Annotated in this window: 17 protein-coding genes; 5 read left to right on the top strand and 12 right to left on the bottom strand. The window is 66.9% G+C overall.

Translation table 11 applies throughout. The features are described from left to right. Nucleotides 1-29 precede the first annotated feature (29 nt). The 5 genes from B0W80_RS15200 to B0W80_RS15180 all read right to left on the bottom strand — a co-directional run bounded on the left by B0W80_RS15200 (nucleotide 30) and on the right by B0W80_RS15180 (nucleotide 6,444). Nucleotides 30-1,166, bottom strand: a complete 1,137-nt coding sequence (locus B0W80_RS15200; RefSeq protein WP_076999991.1) for a hypothetical protein — start codon at nucleotides 1,164-1,166, stop codon at nucleotides 30-32. Continuing rightward, entirely contained in the window at nucleotides 1,157-2,347 is a 1,191-nt protein-coding gene (locus B0W80_RS15195) for a hypothetical protein (protein WP_218668907.1), read from the bottom strand. Before B0W80_RS15195 ends, B0W80_RS15200 begins: the two co-directional genes overlap by 10 nt. Before the next feature lie 251 nt (nucleotides 2,348-2,598). Beyond that, nucleotides 2,599-3,609 carry a tripartite tricarboxylate transporter substrate binding protein gene (locus tag B0W80_RS15190; protein WP_076999989.1) on the bottom strand — a complete coding sequence of 337 codons (1,011 nt, stop codon included), beginning with the start codon at nucleotides 3,607-3,609 and terminating at the stop codon, nucleotides 2,599-2,601. A 106-nt stretch (nucleotides 3,610-3,715) separates the two neighbouring features. Next, nucleotides 3,716-5,488 (bottom strand): FAD-dependent oxidoreductase, encoded by a 1,773-nt coding sequence (locus B0W80_RS15185; RefSeq protein WP_076999988.1) that lies wholly within the window; start codon nucleotides 5,486-5,488, stop codon nucleotides 3,716-3,718. 92 nt (nucleotides 5,489-5,580) lie between these two features. Beyond that, the gene (locus tag B0W80_RS15180) at nucleotides 5,581-6,444 is read right to left on the bottom strand and encodes an SDR family NAD(P)-dependent oxidoreductase (protein ID WP_076999987.1); all 864 of its coding nucleotides are present in this window, start codon (nucleotides 6,442-6,444) and stop codon (nucleotides 5,581-5,583) included. Nucleotides 6,445-6,548: 104 nt separating this feature from the next. Between B0W80_RS15180 and B0W80_RS15175 the strand changes: the two genes are divergently transcribed. Further along, nucleotides 6,549-7,478 (top strand): helix-turn-helix domain-containing protein, encoded by a 930-nt coding sequence (locus tag B0W80_RS15175; RefSeq protein ID WP_076999986.1) that lies wholly within the window; start codon nucleotides 6,549-6,551, stop codon nucleotides 7,476-7,478. 31 nt (nucleotides 7,479-7,509) lie between these two features. Here the strand turns inward: B0W80_RS15175 and B0W80_RS15170 are convergent, their stop codons facing one another. Further along, entirely contained in the window at nucleotides 7,510-8,925 is a 1,416-nt protein-coding gene (locus tag B0W80_RS15170; RefSeq protein ID WP_076999985.1) for an FAD-dependent oxidoreductase, read from the bottom strand. Nucleotides 8,926-8,939: 14 nt separating this feature from the next. Then, a complete protein-coding gene (locus B0W80_RS15165) occupies nucleotides 8,940-9,920 on the bottom strand; it encodes a tripartite tricarboxylate transporter substrate binding protein (protein WP_076999984.1) in 981 nt (326 codons plus the stop codon). Nucleotides 9,921-10,043: 123 nt separating this feature from the next. Between B0W80_RS15165 and B0W80_RS15160 the strand changes: the two genes are divergently transcribed. Next, nucleotides 10,044-10,967, top strand: a complete 924-nt coding sequence (locus B0W80_RS15160) for a LysR substrate-binding domain-containing protein (RefSeq protein ID WP_076999983.1) — start codon at nucleotides 10,044-10,046, stop codon at nucleotides 10,965-10,967. 5 nt (nucleotides 10,968-10,972) lie between these two features. On the opposite strand, the gene B0W80_RS15155 is transcribed toward B0W80_RS15160, so the two are convergent. The 5 genes from B0W80_RS15155 to B0W80_RS15135 form a co-directional block, all read right to left on the bottom strand. Next, a complete protein-coding gene (locus tag B0W80_RS15155) occupies nucleotides 10,973-11,197 on the bottom strand; it encodes a hypothetical protein (protein WP_143684636.1) in 225 nt (74 codons plus the stop codon). Between the two features lie 83 nt (nucleotides 11,198-11,280). Continuing rightward, a complete protein-coding gene (locus B0W80_RS15150) occupies nucleotides 11,281-12,399 on the bottom strand; it encodes an adenylate/guanylate cyclase domain-containing response regulator (RefSeq protein WP_076999981.1) in 1,119 nt (372 codons plus the stop codon). Next, complete coding sequence (locus B0W80_RS15145; RefSeq protein ID WP_076999980.1) at nucleotides 12,396-12,806, bottom strand: response regulator; 411 nt, start codon at nucleotides 12,804-12,806, stop codon at nucleotides 12,396-12,398. The genes B0W80_RS15150 and B0W80_RS15145 overlap by 4 nt, the downstream gene beginning before the upstream one ends. Further along, nucleotides 12,803-13,789, bottom strand: a complete 987-nt coding sequence (locus B0W80_RS15140; protein WP_076999979.1) for an ABC transporter substrate-binding protein — start codon at nucleotides 13,787-13,789, stop codon at nucleotides 12,803-12,805. Before B0W80_RS15140 ends, B0W80_RS15145 begins: the two co-directional genes overlap by 4 nt. A gap of 105 nt (nucleotides 13,790-13,894) precedes the next feature. Then, nucleotides 13,895-16,804 (bottom strand): HAMP domain-containing histidine kinase, encoded by a 2,910-nt coding sequence (locus B0W80_RS15135; protein ID WP_076999978.1) that lies wholly within the window; start codon nucleotides 16,802-16,804, stop codon nucleotides 13,895-13,897. 213 nt (nucleotides 16,805-17,017) lie between these two features. On the opposite strand from B0W80_RS15135, the gene B0W80_RS15130 reads away from it, so the two are divergent. The 3 genes from B0W80_RS15130 to B0W80_RS15120 are packed head-to-tail and all read left to right on the top strand — an operon-like array spanning nucleotide 17,018 to nucleotide 21,297. After that, nucleotides 17,018-17,443 (top strand): hypothetical protein, encoded by a 426-nt coding sequence (locus tag B0W80_RS15130; protein WP_076999977.1) that lies wholly within the window; start codon nucleotides 17,018-17,020, stop codon nucleotides 17,441-17,443. Next, nucleotides 17,440-17,916: a hypothetical protein gene (locus tag B0W80_RS15125; protein ID WP_076999976.1), complete on the top strand. Its 477-nt coding sequence runs from the start codon at nucleotides 17,440-17,442 to the stop codon at nucleotides 17,914-17,916. Before B0W80_RS15130 ends, B0W80_RS15125 begins: the two co-directional genes overlap by 4 nt. 18 nt (nucleotides 17,917-17,934) lie before the next feature. Further along, on the top strand, nucleotides 17,935-21,297 hold the full coding sequence (locus tag B0W80_RS15120; RefSeq protein WP_143684634.1) for a hypothetical protein: 3,363 nt from the start codon (nucleotides 17,935-17,937) through the stop codon (nucleotides 21,295-21,297). The last annotated feature ends 88 nt before the right edge of the window (nucleotides 21,298-21,385 follow it).

Below are 21,385 nucleotides of genomic sequence, written 5' to 3'. Positions count from 1 at the left end.
TGAAGGAAAAACGTGATGCCGCGCGCGGCTTACTGCACGCGCAGCGCGGTGATCTGGCTGGTCAGCTCGCGCGCGGCGTTGTTGGCCGCGAGCTTGAGCGCGTTGCCGCGCGCCTCGTCCTCGGACGGACCGATGCCGGCGTACTGCACGGGGCCCACGGCGGCCTTGGTTTCGGGGAAGGCCTGCGTCACGTCGAGCAGCTTGGCGTTGACGGTCACCGACACGCGCACCAGGCCGGTGGCCGGGTCCTTGTCGGCGGCGCCCACGTCGAGGGTGCCGTAGGCGAGGTAAGGCACCTTGGCGTTGCGCATGCCGGCCACCATGTTCTGCAGCGTCTGCGACTGCAGGTCGTTGCCCGACTGGTAGTCGTTCTCGACGTTGGCCACCTTGAAGGCGCCACCGGACATCGGCTCGATGTAGGCCGCCTCGGCCACGCGGAAGCCGGCCTTGCTGAACATGCCCGTGAACACCTGGTTGAGGTTGGCGCTCGGAATCAGGCGATACGTCGCCTCGCTCGCGCGCTTGACCGTGCTGCCGCCGGTCTCGATGGTGCGCGTGCGGTTGGCCGCGACGTCGGTCTTGGCGGTCATCGACTCGTTGGTGCGGATCTGGCCGCCGCGGATCGATTCGCCTTCGGCGCCCGTCTTGACGCTCGCGGCGCTGATGCCGCCGCTCGCGCTTTCGTCGACGCGCTTGTAGACGCGGTCGTCGAACGATTTCACCGAGGCGACCTGGCGCGAAACGAACAGAAAGGCCAGCGGCGACTTCTCGGCCACGCCGGCCTTGGCGACCGCCGAGTTCGACTTCACGAGGTTGCGCAGGTTGGCCACGTTGAGCGCCACGCGCACGGCCACGGTGTACTGCTTGCGGTCGGTGCTTTCCTCTTCGCCGAGCACGGTGGATTCGAGGATGTAGCGATCGGGGTTGGCGAGGATCTTTTCGCGCAACGCGTCGAAGTTCTCCGACTCCGATTCGCCGGCTTCTGCGTAGAAGAATTCCACCGCCTTCAGCTGGGCCGCCTGCGTGGCGCGGGCCTTGTCGTCGGCCGTCGCGGCCTTGCCCTGGTAGGCGACCGAGGCCTTGCCGCGCGCCTGCTGGACCTGCGCCATCGAAGTGATGGCGAAGCTCGCCAGCACGGCCAATGTGAGTGTGCGAATTACTTGCATTGTTCGATCATTTCCTTGGTTTTCAGAAGCTGGGTCTGGATGTCCGGCGCCGAAGCCGCCGCCTTGAGCCAGGCGGCCTGGTCCTTGCCGGCCATGGCCTCGGCCACGCGCCGGAAGAGCGCGTTCCACGAGTCGTAGTACGCGGGGAAGTCGTCGACGAAGGTCTGCGTGGCCGGCACGACCTTCGTCTCGCCGTTCTTGAACGACGAGTCCATGTAGGGCGTGCCCATGCCGGGCAGCTGGACCTTGACGGTGGCGAAGGTGCCGTAGATGAAGCTGCTGCCCGCGGCCGCCTGGCCGAACTGCACCTTCTTGACGTTGGTCAGGTCCACCGAGATCGCGTAGTCGGGCTCGGGCAGCTTGAGGTTGAACACCGTGCCGTCCGACACGCGCATCGGGAACACGTTGCCGACCGCGTAGCCCTTGGTGTAGGGAATGATCGGCACGCCGGCGCGCGTCGAGATGGCCTCGCTCACCATGTCGGCCGCCCAGGTCTGCGCGACGCCGGGGCTGTCCTTCAGGTAGGCGGGCAAGCTGGCGGCGACGGCGTCGCTCACCGTCACGTCGGTTACCTTGAGGAAGCGCGACACCTGCGTGGGAATGGTCGCGTCGGCCAGCACCTCGGCATAGCGCGCGAAGATGCCCGGCTTGCCCGCCGCGCCCTCGTACACGCTGCGCACGCGGGCGAGCATGTCGTCTTGCGTCGGCTCGCGGTCGAACACGTCGATGTACGCGAAGCTCAACGGGTACGAGCGGATGACCGTCTGCGTCTTGAAGTCGAAGAACAGCGCCTGCCCGCGGATCAGCACGAACAGCTTGCGCAGCGGGCCGAAGGTCTCGACGGACACGGTCTCGGAATTGATGACCAGCGAGGTGACGAGCGCCTGGTCGCGGCCCTTCAGCTCATCGATGAGGCCGGGCAGCACCTCGAAATGGCGCGGTGCCGACTTGCCGATGGCGGCGCGGATCTGTGCGTCGACGCGGGTGTCTGCCGCTTCCACGCGCTTTTCGTATTGGCGCGAGAAGGGGAAGCGGGTCTCGAGGGATGCGGCATCGCCGGCATAGGCCATGCCGGCGAAAGCGACCCGGGCGACCTGGGTGCCCTGGGCAGATGCGGCCTGCGGCAACAGCGCAGCAGTCGACAGCACGCAGGCGCAAAGCGCACGCACGAAATTCTTCAACGGGTTCTCCATCCTCGCCGATTCGCCGTGTGCGCAAGCCCTCGATCAGAAGACCCGACGGAACATCCGTTCCGGTTGCGGCGCCCACCGCGTTGGTGTTTTTGACAGCGCAGATGGTACGTGTCATTTCGGCAATCGTTGCCAAAATGGCGAGCGAATCGAAAGTTGGATCGCGACGTGCGGGCATTTGTCACGCGATGCGCGTGCAAGGCCCCGCAGGCCGCTGGAGAAGTCAGTCCATTCGGACCAGGTCAGTCCACCACGATGCGCCGATCGCGGATCAAACCCGACAACACCGTGCTCTCTTGCGCGATCGTCTTGCGGAAAGCAGCCGCATCCTGCACCACCGCATCCGCGCCCAGGTCCGCGAAGCGCTGCTTCACCTCGGGCTGCGCCATGGCCTTCGCGATCTCGCTGCCGATGCGGGCCACGATCTCCTTCGGCGTGCCGGCCGGCGCGAACACGCCGAACCAGTTGCCCAACTCCACGCCCGGAATGCCCAGCTCGGTGAGCGTCGGTGCATCGGGGAAGAAGGGCGATCGCTTCGCGCCCGTCACCGCCAGCAGCTTGGCGCGGCCTTCGCGAATGTGCTGGAAGCCGGTGGCGGGGTCGAAGTAGTAGTCGATCTGCCCGGCCAGGATGTCCTGCAGTGCGGGTGCGGCGCCGCGGTAGGGCACGTGCACCGCATCGATGCCGGCCTGCTGCTTGAACAGCTCGCCGACCAGGTGCATCTGCGTGCCGGGGCCACCCGAGCCGTAGCTGAGCTTGCCGGGGCTGGCCTTCGCCATCTGCACGAGGTCCTTGGCGGTCTTGGCGGGCAGGTCCTTCTTCGCGACCAGGTAGAGCTGCGCATGGCCCAGGCTGACGACCGGCTGCAGGTCCTTCTCGGGATTCAGCGCGGGCTTGAACAGGTGCGGGTTCGCGGTCTGCACCGAGATCGGCGCGACCATCAGCGTGTAGCCGTCGGCCGGTGCCCGGATGACTTCGCCGACGCCGAGGTTGCCGCTGGCACCGGGCTTGTTGTCGACGATCACGGCCTGCCCCAGCGCCTTCTGCAGCGGCGCGGAGACCACGCGTGCCATCACGTCGGTGGTGCCGCCGGCCGGGAAGCCGACGACCAGGCGGATCGGCTTGATGGGCCAGCTGGAGGCCGGTTGCTCCGCGAAGGCGGTCGAGCCGATGGCGCCGAGCAGGCAGGCGGCCGCGGCGGCCTTGGCGATGTTTCGGCGCGTGAGGGGCGCGCGGTGGGTGAAGGTCTTCATGGTGTGTCTCCGTGGTTGTCGTGAACGCGAACTGAAAGATCGTGCGGGCCGGGAGCGGTGCTCGTGCCGGTGCCGCCGGTGCCGCCGGTGCCGCCGGTGCCTGCGCCTACGCGGCGTGGCGCATCTCATGAACGGCTTGTGCGGGCTGGTCGGCCGGTTGCCGCTCCATGCCGGCGACGAAGCGCCCGGTGATGTAGCCGAAGGTCATGTTCGGCCCCAGCGTGATGCCGGCACCGGGGTAGTTGCCGCCCATGATGCTGGCGCGGTCGTTGCCCACCGCGAACAGTCCGGACACGGCGCTGCCGTCGTCGCGCAGCACCTGCCCGACCGTGTCGGTGCGCAGCCCGTCGAAGGTGCCGAGGTCGCCCATGACCACCTTCACTGCGTAGTACGGGCCCTTGCCGATCGGCGCGACGCAGGGGTTGGGCTTGTGCTCGGGATCGGCGAGGTAGCGGTTGAACGCGGTCGTGCCGCGGCCGAACTGCGCATCCACGCCATGCTCGGCGCCGGCGTTGTACTCGCGCACGGTCGCTTCGAGCGCCTGCGCATCGATGCCGGTGGCGCGGCCCAGTTCGGCCAGCGTGCGGCCTTTGAAAAGATAGCCTTTGCGCACCAGCCCGCCGAGCGGCATGGGCGAGGGCTTCGCGAAGCCCAGGCCGTACTTCGCGATGGTGGCCCGGTCGCACACCAGCCACATCGCCGTTTCGCGCTGGCCGCGACAGGCCGCGATCATCGCGGCGCCCACGTTGTGGTACGAGTTCGATTCGTTGGTGAAGCGCCGCCCGTTGCGAAGCACGCCGATGATGCCGGGCTTGTAGCGGTCCAGCAGGTGCGGGAACACGCCGAAGCGGCCGCCCGGCAGCGGCACACGCGACACCGGCATCCAGGCCGCCGCGCCTTCGCCTTCGAAGCGCATGTCGACCTTGGCGCCGATGCGCTCGGCCAGCTTCAGGCCGTCGCCGGTGTTGCCCGTCGGCACGGGCGACAGGTGCTCGCCGCCGCGTTGCAGGTGCGGGTAGGTCCTGGTGATGCGTTCGACGTCGTGCGGGTAGCCGCCGCAGGCCAGCACCACGCCGCGCCGCGCAGTGATGCGCAGCTCTTCGTCCTTGCCACGCACGAGAGCGCCCGTCACCTTGCCGCCGCGCAGCAGCAGCTCGCGCGCGGCGGCCTCGGTGTGGATCGGAATGCCGAGGTCGAAGCAGCTCTTCGCGAGCCGGGCCGCCAGCGCGTTGCCGCTGGTCACCTGCACGCCGCGCCGGTACAGCAGCAGGTCCTTGAAGTGGCCGGCCAGTCGCCGTGCCACGTAGGCGGCCGACGCGATCGACTTCGTCGCGTTGAAGAAGTGCTTGAGGTCGGCGTTCGACGAGTTGAACATCATGCCGATGAAGGTGATGGTCGCGAGCGGCGGGCGCAGCCGGCGGATCTCGGCGCCGAGGCCGCGCGCGTCGTAGGGCGCGGCGAGGATGGAGCGGCCGATGTCCACGCCACCGGGCGCGTCGGGGTGGTAGTCGGGGTACATCGTCGGCACGAACTTCACGTCGGTCTCGCGCTCGAACCACGCGACCATCTCCGGTGCGTGATCGAGGAAGGCTCCGACGGCGGCCTCGTCGAAGAAGGGCCCGGCCTGGTCGCGCAGGTAGGTCATCGCTGCCGCGCGCGAGTCCTGCGGGGCGTGGGCCCGGCCATGCGCATTGCCGGGAATCCACAGCACGCCGCCCGAATACGCGGTGGTGCCGCCGAAGAAGGGTTCCTTCTCGATCACCACCACGTCGAGCCCGTGCTTCTTCGCGACGATGGCGGTCGAGAGCCCGCCGGCGCCCGAGCCGACGACCAGCAGGTCGCAGGTGATGTCGCGCGGGGCGGATGTGGTGTGCGTCATGGCTTGTCTCCTTGTCGTCGGGTCTGCGTGAGCGGGGATATGAACGGGGATATGAGCGGGGATATGAGCGGGGATGAGCGGCGGTGCGCCGTTCAGGCAGCGGCTGCCGCGCGGTCGTTGAAGCCGGGCCGCGGCACCATGTCCATCAACATGCAGCCCAGGCCACCGTCGACGAGCAGTTCGGCGCCGTTCAGGTAGGCCGAGCGGTCGCTGGCCAGGAAGAGCGCGGGGTTCGCGATGTCGATCGGCTCGCCGACGCGTCGGCTGGCCGTCACCGCGGCGCGGCGCGCCTCGAAGCCGGGCTCTTCGTAGAAGGTGGCCGACAGCGCGGTGCGGATCATCCCGGGGCAGATCGCGTTGCTGCGCACGCCGCGCGGCCCCCATTCGGCGGCCAGTTGCCGCGACAGCAGCAGCACCGCGGCCTTGCTCGGGCTGTAGGCGCCGCTCTGCGTTTGCGGGTGCAGTGCCGAGACCGACGCCACGTTCACGATGCTGCCGCGGCCGTGCGCCAGCATGTCGCGGCCGAACGCGCGCGAGCACAGCAGGTAGCCGGTGAGGTTGACCGCGAGCGCCGCGTTCCAATCGGCGAGCGGCACCGTCTCCAGGCTGCCGGGCTTGAGCATGCCTGCGTTGTTGACTAGCACCGAGACCGGCCCGAACTCCGCGCGCACCGTCGCGGCGGCGGCTTGCACGGCGGCCTCGTCGGCGATGTCGCAGTCGATGGCGAAGGCGCGCCCGGCCGCGTCCAGGCGCTGAGCCACGCGGCGGGCCGCGGCAAGGTCGCGATCGAGCAGCGCGACCCGCGCGCCGGCCTCGATCAGCCCTTTCGCCACCGCCGCGCCGATGCCGCTGCCGGCGCCGCTGACCACGCAGACGCGGCCTTCGAGGCCCAGCCATCCCCGGGTCGCGGACCCGGACGATTCGTCGGCGCGGCCCGTGTTTTGTTCTTTGCTCATGCGCTTGTCTCCGTCGTTCCACTGCAATCCAGTGGGGCCAAGCATCGGCGACGGGCGCTCTTCCTTCAATCGACAAAGCCGGCAAAGGACCGGACAATTCGTGCATGGCCGTCCACGCCTCCAACGCCAGGCCGCCGCGCAGATCGGTGCACAACGTCGCGCTCTACGGCGAAAGCGGCGAGCAACCGGCCTGGGCGGACCTGGTCCACATCGAGCGCATTCCGGAGCGATCGAGCCTGTTCGACTGGGAGATCGACCTGCACTTCCACGACGCGCTGATCCAGGTGCTGTACGTCACGCGCGGCGGCGGCGAGGCCTTGATCGACGAGGTGCGCTGGACGCTCGAGCCGCCGTGCCTCATCGTCGTGCCGGCCCGCTCGGTGCACGGCTTCAGCTTTCACAGCGACGTCGACGGGCCGGTCATCACCGCCGCGCAGAAGCCACTTGAATCGCTGGCCGCCATCGCGGCGCCGGAGCTGCTGCGGCACATCCACCGGCCGGTGGTGTTGCGCGTCGATCCGGCCAGCCGGCATGCGCAGTCGCTGATGCCGCTCTTCGACGCGATCGATCGCGAATCGCAGGTGCACACCGCGGGCCGCGTGGCGGCCGGCATGTCGTTGCTGGTTGCGCTCTTCGTGCAGATCGCGCGTGTCGGCGAGGTGGCGCAGTCGGCGGTGGAGAATGCGCGCACGCGCAAGGCGGCGCAGATCGAGCGCTTCCGCGCGCTCCTCGACGAACGCTTCCGCCGCCGCGAGCCCACGCAGCGCTACGCCGACGCGCTCGGCATCACGCTCGGCCAGCTCACGCGCCTGTGCCGCGAGGTGCTGGGCGTGTCGACGCAGGACGCGGTGAACGCGCGCGTGGTGCACGAGGCACAGCGCGAACTCGTGTATTCATCGCTCGGCATCAAGCAGATCGCGGCCGAACTGGGCTTCGAGGACGAGGCCTACTTCGGCCGCTTCTTCAAGAAGCACACGGGGCATCGGCCGACCGAGTTTCGCGAGATGGCGCGGCGGCAGCTTGCGGCGCGGTGAGGCGCGCTCCGTGTGGATGAGGGAGATCTCTTCACGACCGCGTCATCTCGTGCGACAGGGTCTCCTGCGGCAGAAAGGCCCCCGCCCGTCGAAGCGTTTCCACCAGTGCCTGCGTATCCAGGTCGCACGCCGGCTGCCCCGTCGAGATCGACTGCGCAGCCGCCGTGCCCACGGCCTGTCCCATCATGTACGCCGCCGACTGCGCGCGGATCGATCCGTGCACCTTGGTGTCGCTCGAATGGCAGCGGCCTGCCACCCACAGGTTCTGCGCACCGCGCGGCACCAGGATGCTGTACGGGATGCCGACGCAGCCGCCGCGGCCCAGGTTGTCCTTGCCGTGGAAGTCCTTCAGGAAGCGCTCGTACTCGGCCTTCGAGGTGTCGGTGGGGTGCACGTCGGTCGGGCGGTTGTAGACCGCGATCTGGTCCGGGAACTGGCGCCGGTTGCGAAAGTCCTCGATGCCGAGCTCGAACTCCCCGACGATGCGGCGCGAGTCGCGCACGCCCATCACGGGCGCGGTGGCCAGCAGTTCCAGGTCGGCGCAGCCCGGCACGTACTGTCGATAGAACTCCAGGTACTCCAGCGCCAGCTTGCGGCCGAACACCATGCCGTCGGACAGGCTGCGCACCGACAGCGGGTTCAGCTGGAACACGTGCCCCGCGTTCAAGGTGGCCGTGCGCTCGCCGATCTTGTTCATGCCGGGCATGAAGCGGTCTTCCTGCGTGAAGTGGCCGTCGTCGATGGCCTGCGGCAGCAGCTCGGCCTTGGTGCGGTTCTTCACCGCGTCGATGCCTTGCCAGTCGCTGCCGTAGGCCGGGTCGTCCCAGTGCATGCCGCCGAGCAGCGAGCACAGCGTGCTGGGCGCCACGGTGTCGGTGTCGCGCAGCACCACCTTGCATTCGGCGCCGGCCAGCGCGGCGAGCGCGGCGTCGCCGGTCGCGTCGACGAAGGCCTTGGCCTCGACGAAGCGCAGGCCTTCCACGTTGCTCAGCACCACGCCGCGCAGACGGTCGCCTTCCATCTCGACGTCGACCACGCGGCTGAAGAAGCGCAGCTCCACGCCCGCCTGCACCGCGAAGTCGTCGAGGATGCGCTTGAGGTGCTCGGGCTTGAAGGGCACCCAGCGGTTGAGCTGTGCGTTCAGGAATTCGGGCACCACCTGCGGGCCGAAGGCCTTCTGCTGCCACATGGTGTCGAGCAGTTCCTTCATGAAGCCGCCCACCAGCATGCGCTCGCCGTCGGACACCGGCCCGAACGAGGCGACCAGGCCCGAGGTGCCCATGCCGCCCAAGCAGCCGGTGGCCTCGACCAGCAGCGTCTTCAGGCCGAGCCGCGCGGCGCACACGGCGGCCGCGGTGCCGGCCGGGCCGCCGCCGGCCACCACCAGGTCGTAGGGCGCGTCGACGGGGATGCGGCGTGTATAGGAATGGGTTGGAGTCGTCGTCATGCGTGTTCTCTCGATCAATTGGTGCCGCCGCTCAGCGGCTTGGTGACTTCGGCGAAGCGCCGGATCTCGCTGTGGATGAAGCGCTTGAATTCGTCGGGGCCCTGCGGCGCGATCTCGATGCCCATCTCGGCCATCACCTTGGCGACCTCTGGCGCAGCGAGCACGGCGAGGATGTCGTTCGCCTGGCGCTGTGCCAGCTCGCGCGGCACGCCGGCCGGCGCCGCGAAGCCCGCCCAGTTGACCGCTTCGAAACCCGGCAGCGTCTCGGCGATGGTCGGCCAATCCGGATAGAGCGGACTGCGCTTCAGGCTGGTCACGCCCAGCACCTTGAGCTGCCCGGCCTTGACGAAGCTTTCTGCCGAGCTGGCCACCGCGAAGCCCAGCGGAATCTGCTTGCCGACGATGTCGGTGTACATCTTGGCCGCGCCGTTGTAGGGCACGTGCTGCAGCTGGATGCCGGCCATGTGGTTGAGCATCTCGCCGGCCAGCTGGGCCGAGGTGCCGATGCCGTTGGAGCCGAACGAAAGCTGGTTGGGCGGCTGCTTCTTGGCCAGCGCCACCAGCTCGCGCACGTTGGCGGCCGGGAAGTCGGCAGCGGCCACCAGCGCGACCGTGTAGTAGCCGATGCGGGCGATGGGCAGCAGGTCTTTTTCGCTGTCGTACGGGAGATCCTTGCGCTGCACGGCGTTGATGCTGAGCGAGCTCCCCAAGAGGCCCAGCGTGTGGCCGTCGGGTGCGGCGCGCACCGTGGCCTGCGTGCCGATCACGACGCCGCCGCCGGGCTTGTTCTCGATGACCACCGGCTGCTTCCAGCGCGCCTCCAGGCGCTCGCCGAGCACGCGCGCCACGCGGTCGGCGGCGCCGCCGGGTGGCTGGGGCAGGTAGATGCGCACGGGCTTGCTGGGGAAGCTTTGCGCATGCGATGCAGGCATGAAGGCCAGCAGGGCTGCGGCTTGCAGCAGGCGGCGGCGGGAGGTGTCGTGGTGTCTCGTCATTCGAATGTCTCCATCTTTGTCCCTCGAAGGGAGTCGAGGGATGGTCGGGCGTGCGTCGCCCACGCGCAAATGAAAAGACATCGCCAGGCCTTAACCTCCGGTTATGTCCTTTCGGAGCCCGCGATGAACCTGCGCCACATGGAAGTCTTCCGCGCCGTCATGCTGACCGGCGGCGTGGTCGGCGCCGCGGAGCTGCTGCACGTGTCGCAGCCCGCGGTGAGCAAGCTGCTGGCCCATGCTGCACGACAGAGCGGGCTCACGCTGTTCGAACGCATCAAGGGCCGGCTCGTGCCCACGCCCGAGGCACGCCAGCTCTACGATGAAATCGACCACCTGTGGCGCGGCGTCGAGCGCGTGCGCGACGTCTCGCGCGCGCTGGCCCGGCCCGAGACCGGCATGCTGCGACTGGCGGTGTCGGCCAGCCTGGCCAATCACCTCGCGCCGCGTGCATTGGCCTTGCTGTATGCGCAGTACCCGCGGCTCAAGAGCCGAATGGAGATCCTGGTCGCGCCGATCATGGTCGATGCGCTGCTCGATCACTCGGCCGACCTGGCCGTGGGCTTGCTGCCCAACGAGCATCCCAACCTGGCGGAGGTCGAGCGCTACCACTGCGGCCTGGCCTGCGTGATGCGCGACGACCATCCGCTGGCCGCCAAGGCCACGATCGCGCCGGCCGATCTGCGCGGGCAGCGCGTGGTCACCTCGCCCGAGAACACGCCCTACGGCCAAACCCTGCGCCGTGCCTACGGCAAGGCGGCGGCCTCCATGGCGCTCGACATCGAGGCGCGCTCCGCGAGTTCAGCCTGCTGGCTGGCGCAGTCGGGCGCGGGGATGGCTGTGGTGGATCGGGCGGCGGTGGCGGGGCCGACCTTCGCCGGTCTGGCGGTGCGGCCCTTCAAGAGCGCGGAGCGGCTGGAGATCCGCATCATCCGCAACCGGCACCGGCCGCTGTCGGTGGTGCAGCAGGCCTTCTGCACCGCCTTCGATCAGGCATGGAGCGAGGCCTTCGGGCCGTCGAAAAAGCCGCAGCGTGCGGCACGGGGCTGAGCGGATCAGCGCGGCGGGAAGCGCTTCATCATCATCCAGCCCAGGCTGGTGATCTCGGTCACCATCGCGGGCAATTGCTCGTAGCCGTCACGCGTGCGCTTGGGCGGCGGGATCGTCGCCTTCACCAGGCCGGCGGCGACCAGCACGCGAACGCCGTCGACGTTGCCGCCGCCGGAGATCATGGCGGGCAGCGGTTGAGAGGCGACATCGCGCAGGACGAGCATGGACACCGGGCGACTTTAATGTTCCGGCACCGGTTTCTCGACCATGCGGTCGAACAATGCGTGACTTCCGTGCGTTTTGCCTCGACTGGTTACGGCGGCGACCCTTCGGCGCCACGCAGCCGGAAGGCCGCCACCGGCCGCGCGAAGCCCTTGAGCACCAGGTCGCCGGCCGGCTCGGCTGCGGCGATGCCGTCGATGAGGCCCCACACGCGCTGCGACACCAGGATCTCGCCGCCGCCGGCCTCGCCGCACAAGCGGGCTGCGAGATTGGTGACGGTGCCGATGGCGCCGTAGTCGATGCGCCCCGGAAAGCCGATGCCGCCCAGCGTGGCGAAGCCCTGCGCGATGCCGATGCCCAGCTCGAGCGCATGGCCGCGCCGGCGCCAGCGTTCGGCCAGCAGCGCCACGTCGCGCTGCATGGCCAGCGCCATGCGTGCGGCACGCGGCGCCGGGTCCGGAATGGGCACGGGGTCGTTGAAGAACACCATGATCCCGTCGCCCGTGAAGCGCTCCAGCGTGCCTTCGAATTCGAGGATGCGCTGGCCCATCGCGGCGTGGTAGTCGGCCAGCACGGCCATCACTTCCTCGGGGTCGGTGGTCTCGGTGAAGGCGGTGAAGCCGCGCAGGTCGAGGAACACGACGGTGATCTCGCAGCGATGGCTCTTCAGCGGATCGACCGCGCCGCCGTTGACGATGGCCTCGGCCAGTTGCGGCGAGAAGAAGCGCCGCAGCCGCCCCACGCGCTCGAGCTGCTTCACGCCGTCGTCCACGCGCTGCGAGAGCGTCCAGTTCCATTCGGCCAGCTCGCTGCGCTGCCGCTGCACTTCGTCGTACAGCTGCTTGATGCGCAGCAGCGACTTCACCCGCGCCAGCAGTTCGGCCTGCGCCACCGGCTTGGTCAGGAAGTCGTCGGCGCCGGCTTCGAGGCCCTTGGCGCGTTCCTTCGCGGGGTCGAGTGCGGTGACCAGCACCACCGGCAGCATCGCGTGCGCCGGGTCGGCACGGATCGCGGCGCACACTTCGTAGCCGTTCATGCCCGGCATCATCACGTCGAGCAGCACCAGGTCGGGCGCTTCGGTGGCGAGCTTCTGCAGCGCTTCTTCGCCGGACGAGGCAGGCACGGTGCGGTAGCCGCGCGCGGCCAGCAGGTCGGACAGAAGCTTGAGGTTGAGCGGCGTGTCGTCGACGACGAGGATGGTGGCGGTCATCGGTCGGGCGGTGGCGGGTTCGTGCGGTGGGTGCGGCCGCGGCCTTCGCTCAGGAAGCGCCGGACGGTCTCGCGAAATTGCTTGAGCTGGATCGGCTTGCTGACGAGCGCATCGAAGCCCGAGTCCACCACCTTCTGCCGCTCGTCGGGCATCACCGAGGCCGACACGGCCACCACCGGCATCGCGTCGAGCGCCGGATTGCCGCGGATGCCGCGCAGCACGGCGATGCCGTCGAGGTCGGGCAACTGGATGTCGAGCAGCACCAGGTCGGGCCGCGCCTCGGCCGCGAGCCGCAGGCCTTCGCTGCCGGTCGTGGCTTCGAGCGTGGCGTGGCCGTCGTGCTGCAGGATGTCGCGCACGAGCTTCATGTTCTTTTCGTTGTCCTCGACGATCAGGATGCTGCTCATTCGATGACCTCGTCGGCGCTCACCAGCACGCTTTGCGGAATGGTGATGCCCAGCGCGCGGGCGCCCTTGAGGTTGACCACCAGTTCGAGCTTGGTGCCTTGCTCGAAGGGAATTTCGCCGGGCGGTGTGCCCCTGAGGATCTTGTCGACCAACACCGCGGCGCGGCGGTAGAGGGCCGGAAAATCGCCCTGGTAAGACAGCAGGCCGCCCGCGTCGAGATAGCCGCCCCCACCCCAGGCCGAAGGAAGGCGTTGCTCGAGGCACATGGCCGTGATCCTGGCACGCTGCGTCCAGACCATCGCATCGGCGACGAGGACGATCGCATCCGCGCCCTCGCGTGCCATCGCGGCGAACGCAGGCTCGACATCTTCGGGACCGCGCATTTCCAGCAATTGAAAAGTGATGCCGAGGCTTTGCTCCCAGCTCGGCACGTCTTGCACGAGATTCTGGCGCGGCAGTGTGTCCGGGTTGAACAAGATGGCGAAGCGGCGCGCGGCCGGCACCACGTCCTTGAGCAGTTGCAGTCGCTTCGGAAAAATGCCGCGGAACGCCGCCGTGACGCCGGTCATGTTGCCGCCCGGGCGCGTGTGGCTCGTGATGAGGCCCATCTGTACGGGGTCGTCGATGTTCACGACCACCACTGGCAGGCTTTTCACCTTGTCTTTGGCAACCATCGCCGGCCGGGGCCCGGAGGTGACCAGAACGTCGGGATCAAGCCGAAGGAGTTCGTCGAGCAGCCCTGGCAGGCGCTCGTACCTGGCTTCCGCCCAACGCGCATCGATGCCCAAGTTGCGCCCTTCGACCCAGCCCAGATCGCGCAGCCCTTGGCGCATGGAGCCGACCTGGGCTTGAACCGTGGCAGGTTCGGAGATCGCGCCACCCAGAAATGCCAGCCGCGCGTTGGACTTTTGCGGCCTCTGCTGCGCGCGCGACGCAGCAGCCAGCATGGTCAGCGTGGTGATCGCGGCGCGCCGCGACAGCAAGCCCCCAGGGGCGTTCAAAGTCATGTGATCACCTCGTCGATGCGACGCCACCGGCGCGCGGGATCTGCGTGCCGGCCGCTATGTTCCTCCCCTTGCCGCCGATGATCAATCCCGCGCCGTCGCGTCCAGCGTGCGCCGCGGCAGCGTGAAGGCGAAGGTCGAGCCCTCTCCCGGTGCGCTTTCCACCCGCAGCGTGCCGCCGTGCAGTTCGACGAAGCGCCTGGCCAGCGGCAGCCCGAGCCCGGTGCCCTCGGACTTGCGCAGGTAGTCGCCCGTGGCCTGCCGGAATTCCTCGAAGACCAGCGCCTGTTGGTCGGCCGGGATGCCCACGCCGGTGTCGACCACGGCGATCTCGACCGCGTCGCCGCGCAAACGTGCGCACAGCGTCACGCGCCCGCCGGCCGGCGTGAACTTCACCGCGTTCGACAACAGGTTGATGACCACCTGCTTGAGCTTGCGCGCATCGGCCACCCATTCGCCGAGCCGCACGTCGATGTCCTGCGCCAGCGTCAGCCCGTGCCGCAGCGCGCGCTCGCGCACCAGCGTGGTCGTGTTGTCCAGCAGCATCGGCAGGTCGAAGCTCGACAGGTCCAGTTCCATGCGGCCGGCCTCGATCTTCGACAGGTCGAGGATGTCGTTGATCAGGCTCAGCAGGTGGTGGCCCGAGGCATGGATGTCCTGCAGGTACTCGAGCTGCTTCTCGTTGACCTCGCCGAACATGCGCTCGGCCAGCACCTCGCTGAAGCCGATGATCGCGTTGAGCGGCGTGCGCAGCTCGTGCGACATGTTGGCCAGGAACTCCGACTTGTGCTGGTTGGCCAGCGCCAGCAGCTGCCCCTTTTCCTGCAGCTCGCCGACCAGCCGCGCGTTCTGGATCGCGATCACGGCCTGGTCCGCGAAGGTCTTCAGCAGGACCAGTTCCTTCTCGGAGAACGAATGCGGTGGATCGCGCACCACCACCACGGCTCCGACCCCGCGCTGTTCCCACAGCATCGGCGCGATGGCGATCGAGAAGTTGCCCGCCGCCTCGGCCACGCCGTGCAGCGCCGGCGGTGCATCGGCGGCGGCCAGGGCATCGGCGTAGTGGACGACGCGCCGCTCGCGGATCGCCACGCCGGTCGCACTGCCTTGCAGCGGGCGCGGAAACGCGCCGACCAGGGCGCGCAGCAGGGTCTCGTGCGTGCCTCTGAAGCCGCCGTTGTGCAGCGTGCCGTCTTCGTCGGCCAGCGCGATGCCCATGCCGGAGGCAGCGAAGAAGCGCTGGCAGCCGTCGAGGATGGCGTCGAAGGCCGGCTTCTCGTCGGCCACCGAGCTGCTGATGACCCGCAGCACTTCGGAGGTGACGGTCTGCTGCGCGAGCGCCTCCTTGGTCTCGTTCATGAGCCGCAGGTTCTCGATCGCGATCGCCGCCTGGCCGGCGAAGGTCTCCAGCAGGTCGATCTGGCGCTGCGGCGTGGGCCCGGGCTCGTCCCAGGCCACCACGATCACGCCGATCGGCGCGCCGTCCTTCAGCAGCGGCGCGCCGAGCATGCGGCGCCAGCCGCCCGCCAGCGCGGTGTGCGGGTCGTAGCCGGGGTCGGCGGCCGCGTCGTCGATGGTGACCACCGCGCGCGCGGCGATCACGCGGCCGCTCAGCATGTGCGGGTCCGGCGGGCCGGGGTAGTAGCGGCCCGCGTCCTCGACCGCCAGCTGAGACCAGTTGCGCTGGGCGACGCGATGCAGCAGGCCGTCGTCGTAGCGCAGCACCGAGGCCGTGCGACTGCCGAAGAGCCCGACCGCGCTGTCGAGGATCGCCTCGAACACCGGCTGCACGTCGTTCGGCGATTCGCTGATCACGCGCAGCACTTCGCTGATGGCGGTCTGGAAGGCCAGCGATTCGCTGAGCTCGGCCGTGCGCAGCTCCACCTTGCGCTCCAGCTGCGCGTACGACTCGCGCAGCTGCGCGGCCATGCGGTTGAACTGGTCGGCCAGCCCTTCGAGTTCGTCACCGGTGCGGACCTCGATGGTGCGGTCGAGGTCGCCGGCGCCGATGCGTGCCGCGCCCGCCTGCAGCATGCGCAACGGGCGCACCAGCGCGCGCGCCAGGAAGAAGGTCGCCGCCGCCGAGATCACCAGCGCCAGCACCAGCACGAGGCCCATGCGCTGCAGCATGGCGTAGAGCGGCGCGAAGGCCTCGGCCGGCGGCGACTCGACGAAGACCGTCCACCCCAGCGTCGGGATGCGCGTGTAGGCGGCCAGCATCCGCTGCCCCGTCAGGTCGTGCGCCGCCTCCCTGCCCGCATTCGAGCCCGGGTGCATCCGCGCCGCCACCTGGGGCAGGGCGGCCATGTCGGTCTTCTTCAGCACCAGGCTGATGTCGGGATGGGCGATGAGCGTGCCTTCGGCGTCGACCACGTAGGCGAGCCCGCGGGTGCCGACCTGGATGCGCGAGACCACGTCCCACACGAACTTCAGGTTGACCTCGGCCGCCACCACGCCGCCGCCCGCGCCGGCCGGGCGCGCCAGCACCATGTAGGGCTCGGTGCCGAGGCGAAAGTACACGGGGCCGAACCACATCTTGCCGCCCATCGCCGTGCGGTACGCGGGGTCGGTCGTGCGGTCGACGCCGCGGCCCACCTCGTTCATCGCCAGGCGCGACACGCGCAGCTGCTCGCGCCCGTCGGCGTCGATCCACGCCACGTCGGTGATCGGCGGCACCTGGCGCAGCAGCTTCAGGTATTCGAGGTAGCGCGCCTCGCGCGGATCGACGCCCCCCGTCGCATCGGCGCGCGGCAGGGCGGTCCAGCCCAGCTGGTGCTCGATGTTGAGCACGAACTGCTCGATGCGCGTCGCCGCCGCCTGCGCCTTCTCGGCCTGCAGCGCGATCACGTGCTCCTGGTTCTCGCGGTACGAGAAGTAGATGACCACCGCGCCGCTGGCGACGAGCATGCCGCCGACCAGCAAGCTGATCAGCAGCGCGTACTTGGGAAACAGGTGCCGGCGCCGCACGGGTCGGCCCGCCGTGTCGTTGAGCATGCACGCCTCCAGCAGGGGGCGTCGATTTTCAGCCCGCGTGGGATTGTGGCCTGTGAACAGGAGGCGCAAGGGGTGCGGTTTCGAAATCGCAGCCCCTATTGGGGGAAACCTTGAGACCCGGAACCGCCGCGATGGAGGCGTTACTCATCCGGCGCCAAGACTGCACTGCTGCATTGGCCAAACACAAAGAGAACGCGCATGCACCCTGGAGACATGAGACAGAAGTTCGTCCGGTTCATACAGGACGTCTACGACCACGAGGGCTTTCCGCCCGAGCCTTGCGATGCCGGAGAGTCGGACGAACTCCAGTTCGGATTCGACATCGACGACTTGAGATTCGACATCACGCACGACCCCGAGGTGTCCGACCTGGTCGAGATCCGCGCAGTGGTCTGCCCACTGCCGCAGCAAACCGACCAGTTGGAAACGCTCATGTGCGCCGCATTGATGTCGACGCACCGCGCATCTCGTTTGAACGGAGGCATGTTCGCGATCCGGCTGGAAACGCGCGAACTCCACTACAGAACGAAGTACCCGGCGCAGAGCCTCGATGCACAGGCGCTGTTGCCGGCGCTTCACGAGTTGGCCGGCGCGCTGCGCGAGTGGCGCGACGAGAGCGCGTTCCGGCGCTTTTCATGATCGGCAGGGACACCGGCGCCCGGGCCCGCTTTCTTGAATTCGTTCGTGCATTGGCCATCGAGGCAGGCCATCCGCTTCCGCCCGCCGTCACCCTGTCAAGGGACGTGCATGCACCGTCGGTTCAGGTCGACCTGCTTGTCGGGTCGCGGACTGTTCGCATGATTCACGACGACCGCGCCGGACTCGAAGGGCTGGCCTTCATCGAAGTGGTGATCGGCGGTATTCCGCGAAATGCCGAGCCTGTCATCCACGCCATGCTTCTTGTCATGAACGACGCGGAATGGCCTGGGCGCTATTCGATCGATGAAGACAGCGGCTCGATGACTTTCGCTTGGCCGGTTGCGGTCGAAGGTGTGGATACCGGTGCAGTCGCTCATTGGATGGCGTTGCAGCTCCAAAAACTGGAGCAATGGGATTTCGTTTGCTCGGATGACGTCGCTGTTTCCGGGAACCGAAGATTGTCGTTTACCTGAGCAATAAGGGAATGAATCATGCATTTGAATTCCATCGTCATCCAGAGCAGGGCGTACTGGCCCTTAGGGGAAGCGCGCAGCCCATTTAATGCGAAACCAACACAGAGTATAAAAAACCCGACGATCAGAAAAATCTCGAAAAGTGATTCGCCCGAGATGCCACGCAGGCGAAACCTTTCCGATAAAGCCTTCGAGCTTTCGGATTTTTCGCCAAGAGAATATGTGAGCGTCGGTGACCTTTCGCCGCGAACGAACGAGTTGATCAGCCAACTGGAAACAGCAAAAAAAGCTGCGCTGCTGTCACGTGCGGATGAGGTCGTAAAAAAAAGAACAGTCCCAGCATGGTTCAACGACGTCGACGCGTCGCCCGATACAGTCAATATGCTCAACAAATTTCTGAGCGACGAGGCCACTCATCTCGAAATCAAGTATCAAACGCAGGAAGAGTACAGAGCAAAAGTCCGCGAATACATGGCGTGTCGCGACCAATATTTCAAAGCGAACAACCCGGGTGACGCAGCTATCCGCAATCACCTCGGCGTTCTAACTGCCGAACTGATCGAAGTCTGGAAAAACAACACCTGGACCCCGGAAACCGTCCTCGGCACCGACGAAGCCGGTCGCTGCTACGCGCCACCCGCCGTCAATTCCAACGGCTTTGCTACCGGCATAGCCTCCGGGGTCACGTTTCTGATCAGCATTCTGTCGCTGACCGGCAAGGCGCAACACGTAGGCACCGCGCTGCTGAGCGCGTTTCCGTTTCAGTTTCTCAGCTGTTTCGGGTCCACCTTTTGGCAGACGAAGATGCACTCTGAAGCTGTGGCGCGCTTCCAGCTTCGAGGGCCCGCTGTGATGCCCAACATCAACCCACGTTTCGGAGTCAATGAAAAAAACGAAAATGTGGCACTGCGGCTTGCCGAGAACGTCAAACAAGAAATTTTTTTGTTGGAGGGCATCAAAGAAAGACTCGACGCCAACGAAAACGAAGCGGTCATCGGGCTTTTCAATGAATTGGCCGACATCAAGCTGAAGATCAGGAATCGCGAGGCCGAACTGGTCAACCGAGGCCTCGACAAGGAAAGCTTGCGTGAATTCAAAGCGGCGACCGGAGAGCGCGCGAGCCTGGAAGCCCGGGTGCAACAGGCGAGGATGCACCTGATCGTATATGGCGATACAGACGTCGATGCTGACAATGTCCCGGAAATCATGACGGCGATTTCAAAGCTCGATGCAAAAATTGCAAAGCTCGCCTGGGCCTCGGGCAAGCGGATCGGCGCCGGTGAAGCACTGCTCGACCTGGTCAGCCTGCGAGACAGGCAAGCTTTCCTGGACGACTTTTGCCGAAAAGTGGACGCCGAACAGTTCGGCCGCTTTCTTCAGCCCGATCACGCAGAGCTTCACACGAGCCGTATGAAGGCGCTCGTCGAAACCGAAATCAAGAGCCACCGGTTCGTACTCCAGACGCTTCAACTTTACGAAGCGCTCAACATTCACGAAAGCCAATCCAAGGGGCGGGCACTGCGCGCGGTGTTCAACACGGTGGCATCCCTGCTGGGGCTGGTGTCGCCGGCGTTGCACCTGATGACGGGCGGTTCTGCACCGGGCCAGTTAAACATGACGCACGCGCCGGGCGATGTGCACGGACTATCGCCAACGGTCGACGAGTGGCTGGGCTTCAACCCGGCCTGGCTGGGCATCGGATCAGCAGCCGTGCTGACGGCGCAGGCGATCACCTATTCATTCACTCAGCCCGTGCTGGCCGGGCAGGACCAGCGTACGCGGCTCGCGGCGCTGCTCGAAATTCTGGCGCTCAGCCCCCGCGGCGACCTTCGCGCCAAGCCCGGCCAGCCGGAGGCGAGCGACAACCCGATCGTCCCGGAAAAGCTCAATCAGCTGACGAAAGGCGCGGGCAAGGCGCGCGTCGAAAGCATCACGTCGATTCTGGAGTTCGACCTTGGCGTGCATCTGGCGGCGCTGCTCTCGCACATCCTGCCGCCCGGCAACTTCGACGCCAGTTGGCAAATGTGGAGTGTCCCCATCCAGGTTGCAGGGCATCCGCGGGACGGTCTGCCATTGGCGCTGACGACCGAAGAATTGCTGGATGCGTTTCGGGAGTGCAAGACCTCCGATCAACGGCGGCAGCTCTTCGATCAACTCGCGTCGCAATGGGCCAGCGCGGCGAAATCCACGCAGTTGCTGAACAGGATCGACCAGTTGTCGGAGATCGTCGCCGAGCTGAAGCTCAAGGTTCCAAAGCTCGACGCCCTGTTCGAATCGCGCGATCACCCTGTCGTGAAAGAAGAGGCTCTCAAGACATTCCTGGGGTCTTTACGCTACGCAGAGGTCGAGCGTCGGCGCTTCCATGGCGAGAACGTTTCGAACAACGAAGCGTGGGCCAAAGCCGACGATCGCCTTGCGCTGATGAAGGGCGCACGCGAGTGGCGCAGCGAGATGACCAGCAAGCCCGAATTTGCGCAGAAGTTCGGACAGCATTACGCCTACTTCGGCGCCGCAGGGTCCTTCAGTCCGCAAGTCGTGAAGGCATTGAACAGCCTGATCATGGGCGCGATCTCCATGTTTCCCACGGGGCAGCAAGTCCACATCGCGTCCTTGGCGATGTCCAGCATGGGCGTGCTGACGTCCCTCTTCAACCTGGGCCTGGCCTTCGCGTATCACAAGAACGTGCAGGAAAAGAACGCCCAGATGTCGCGCAACGCCCAGATGGGCGTCACCGACGTGCCCAACACGGGAATGGGGCACTTCAGGCTGCAACCCACGCTCGACGATTTCACGACGTTGGCCACCGAGCGGGTCGATCATCTGGTCGGGGAGGGGGCGGTCAAGCTCCAATCCGTCCTGCCTCTGCTGAAAGACGTCATCTCGCAGATGCTTGTCGCGAAGATCTCGCCCGATCACTGGTTCGGGTATTTCAAGAAGACGGCGGAGAAGTTGCAGCGGATGGATGCCCCGGCTTCGGGCGAGATCGACAGCGACACTGAGCCGGAGCGCAGCGACGACGAAGACATCGAGATGGGCGACTTGAACACGCCGTCGAAGCCGGCGTCCAAGGCGTCGCGTTTCAAGTCGACGGTTGAATCGGACAGCGACGATAGTGGGTTGATCCACTTTCAGCCGGATCGCGATGCGTCGAACGACGAGTCCGAAGAGATCGAGATTCATATCGAAGAACTGGTACGCGAAGTCCGGAAACGTGTGGGTAGCGCAACCGACCCGCTTCCGCCTCAATTCGATGGCGAGTACACGTCTGAACTCGACAACCAACGACGCATCCTGGCCAGGCAATTCTTGTTCGGAGAATCGTCAGAGAACGGCTTCAACCTCATGAGCGAGCCGCCGTCCAACAAGCAGTCCGTGAAGTAGCGTAGGACTTCGCGACGCGGCACGGGTCCGCAAGATCTTTCTCCGTCGATTGAGTCAGCGAAGTCGGCGAGCTGGCGACAATGGCAAC

This window comes from Variovorax sp. KK3 (assembly GCF_001984055.1).
Classification (GTDB): Bacteria; Pseudomonadota; Gammaproteobacteria; order Burkholderiales; family Burkholderiaceae_C; genus Variovorax.
Note: the sequence above shows the minus strand (reverse complement) of the source record. Positions and strands in the feature narration are given on the sequence as shown.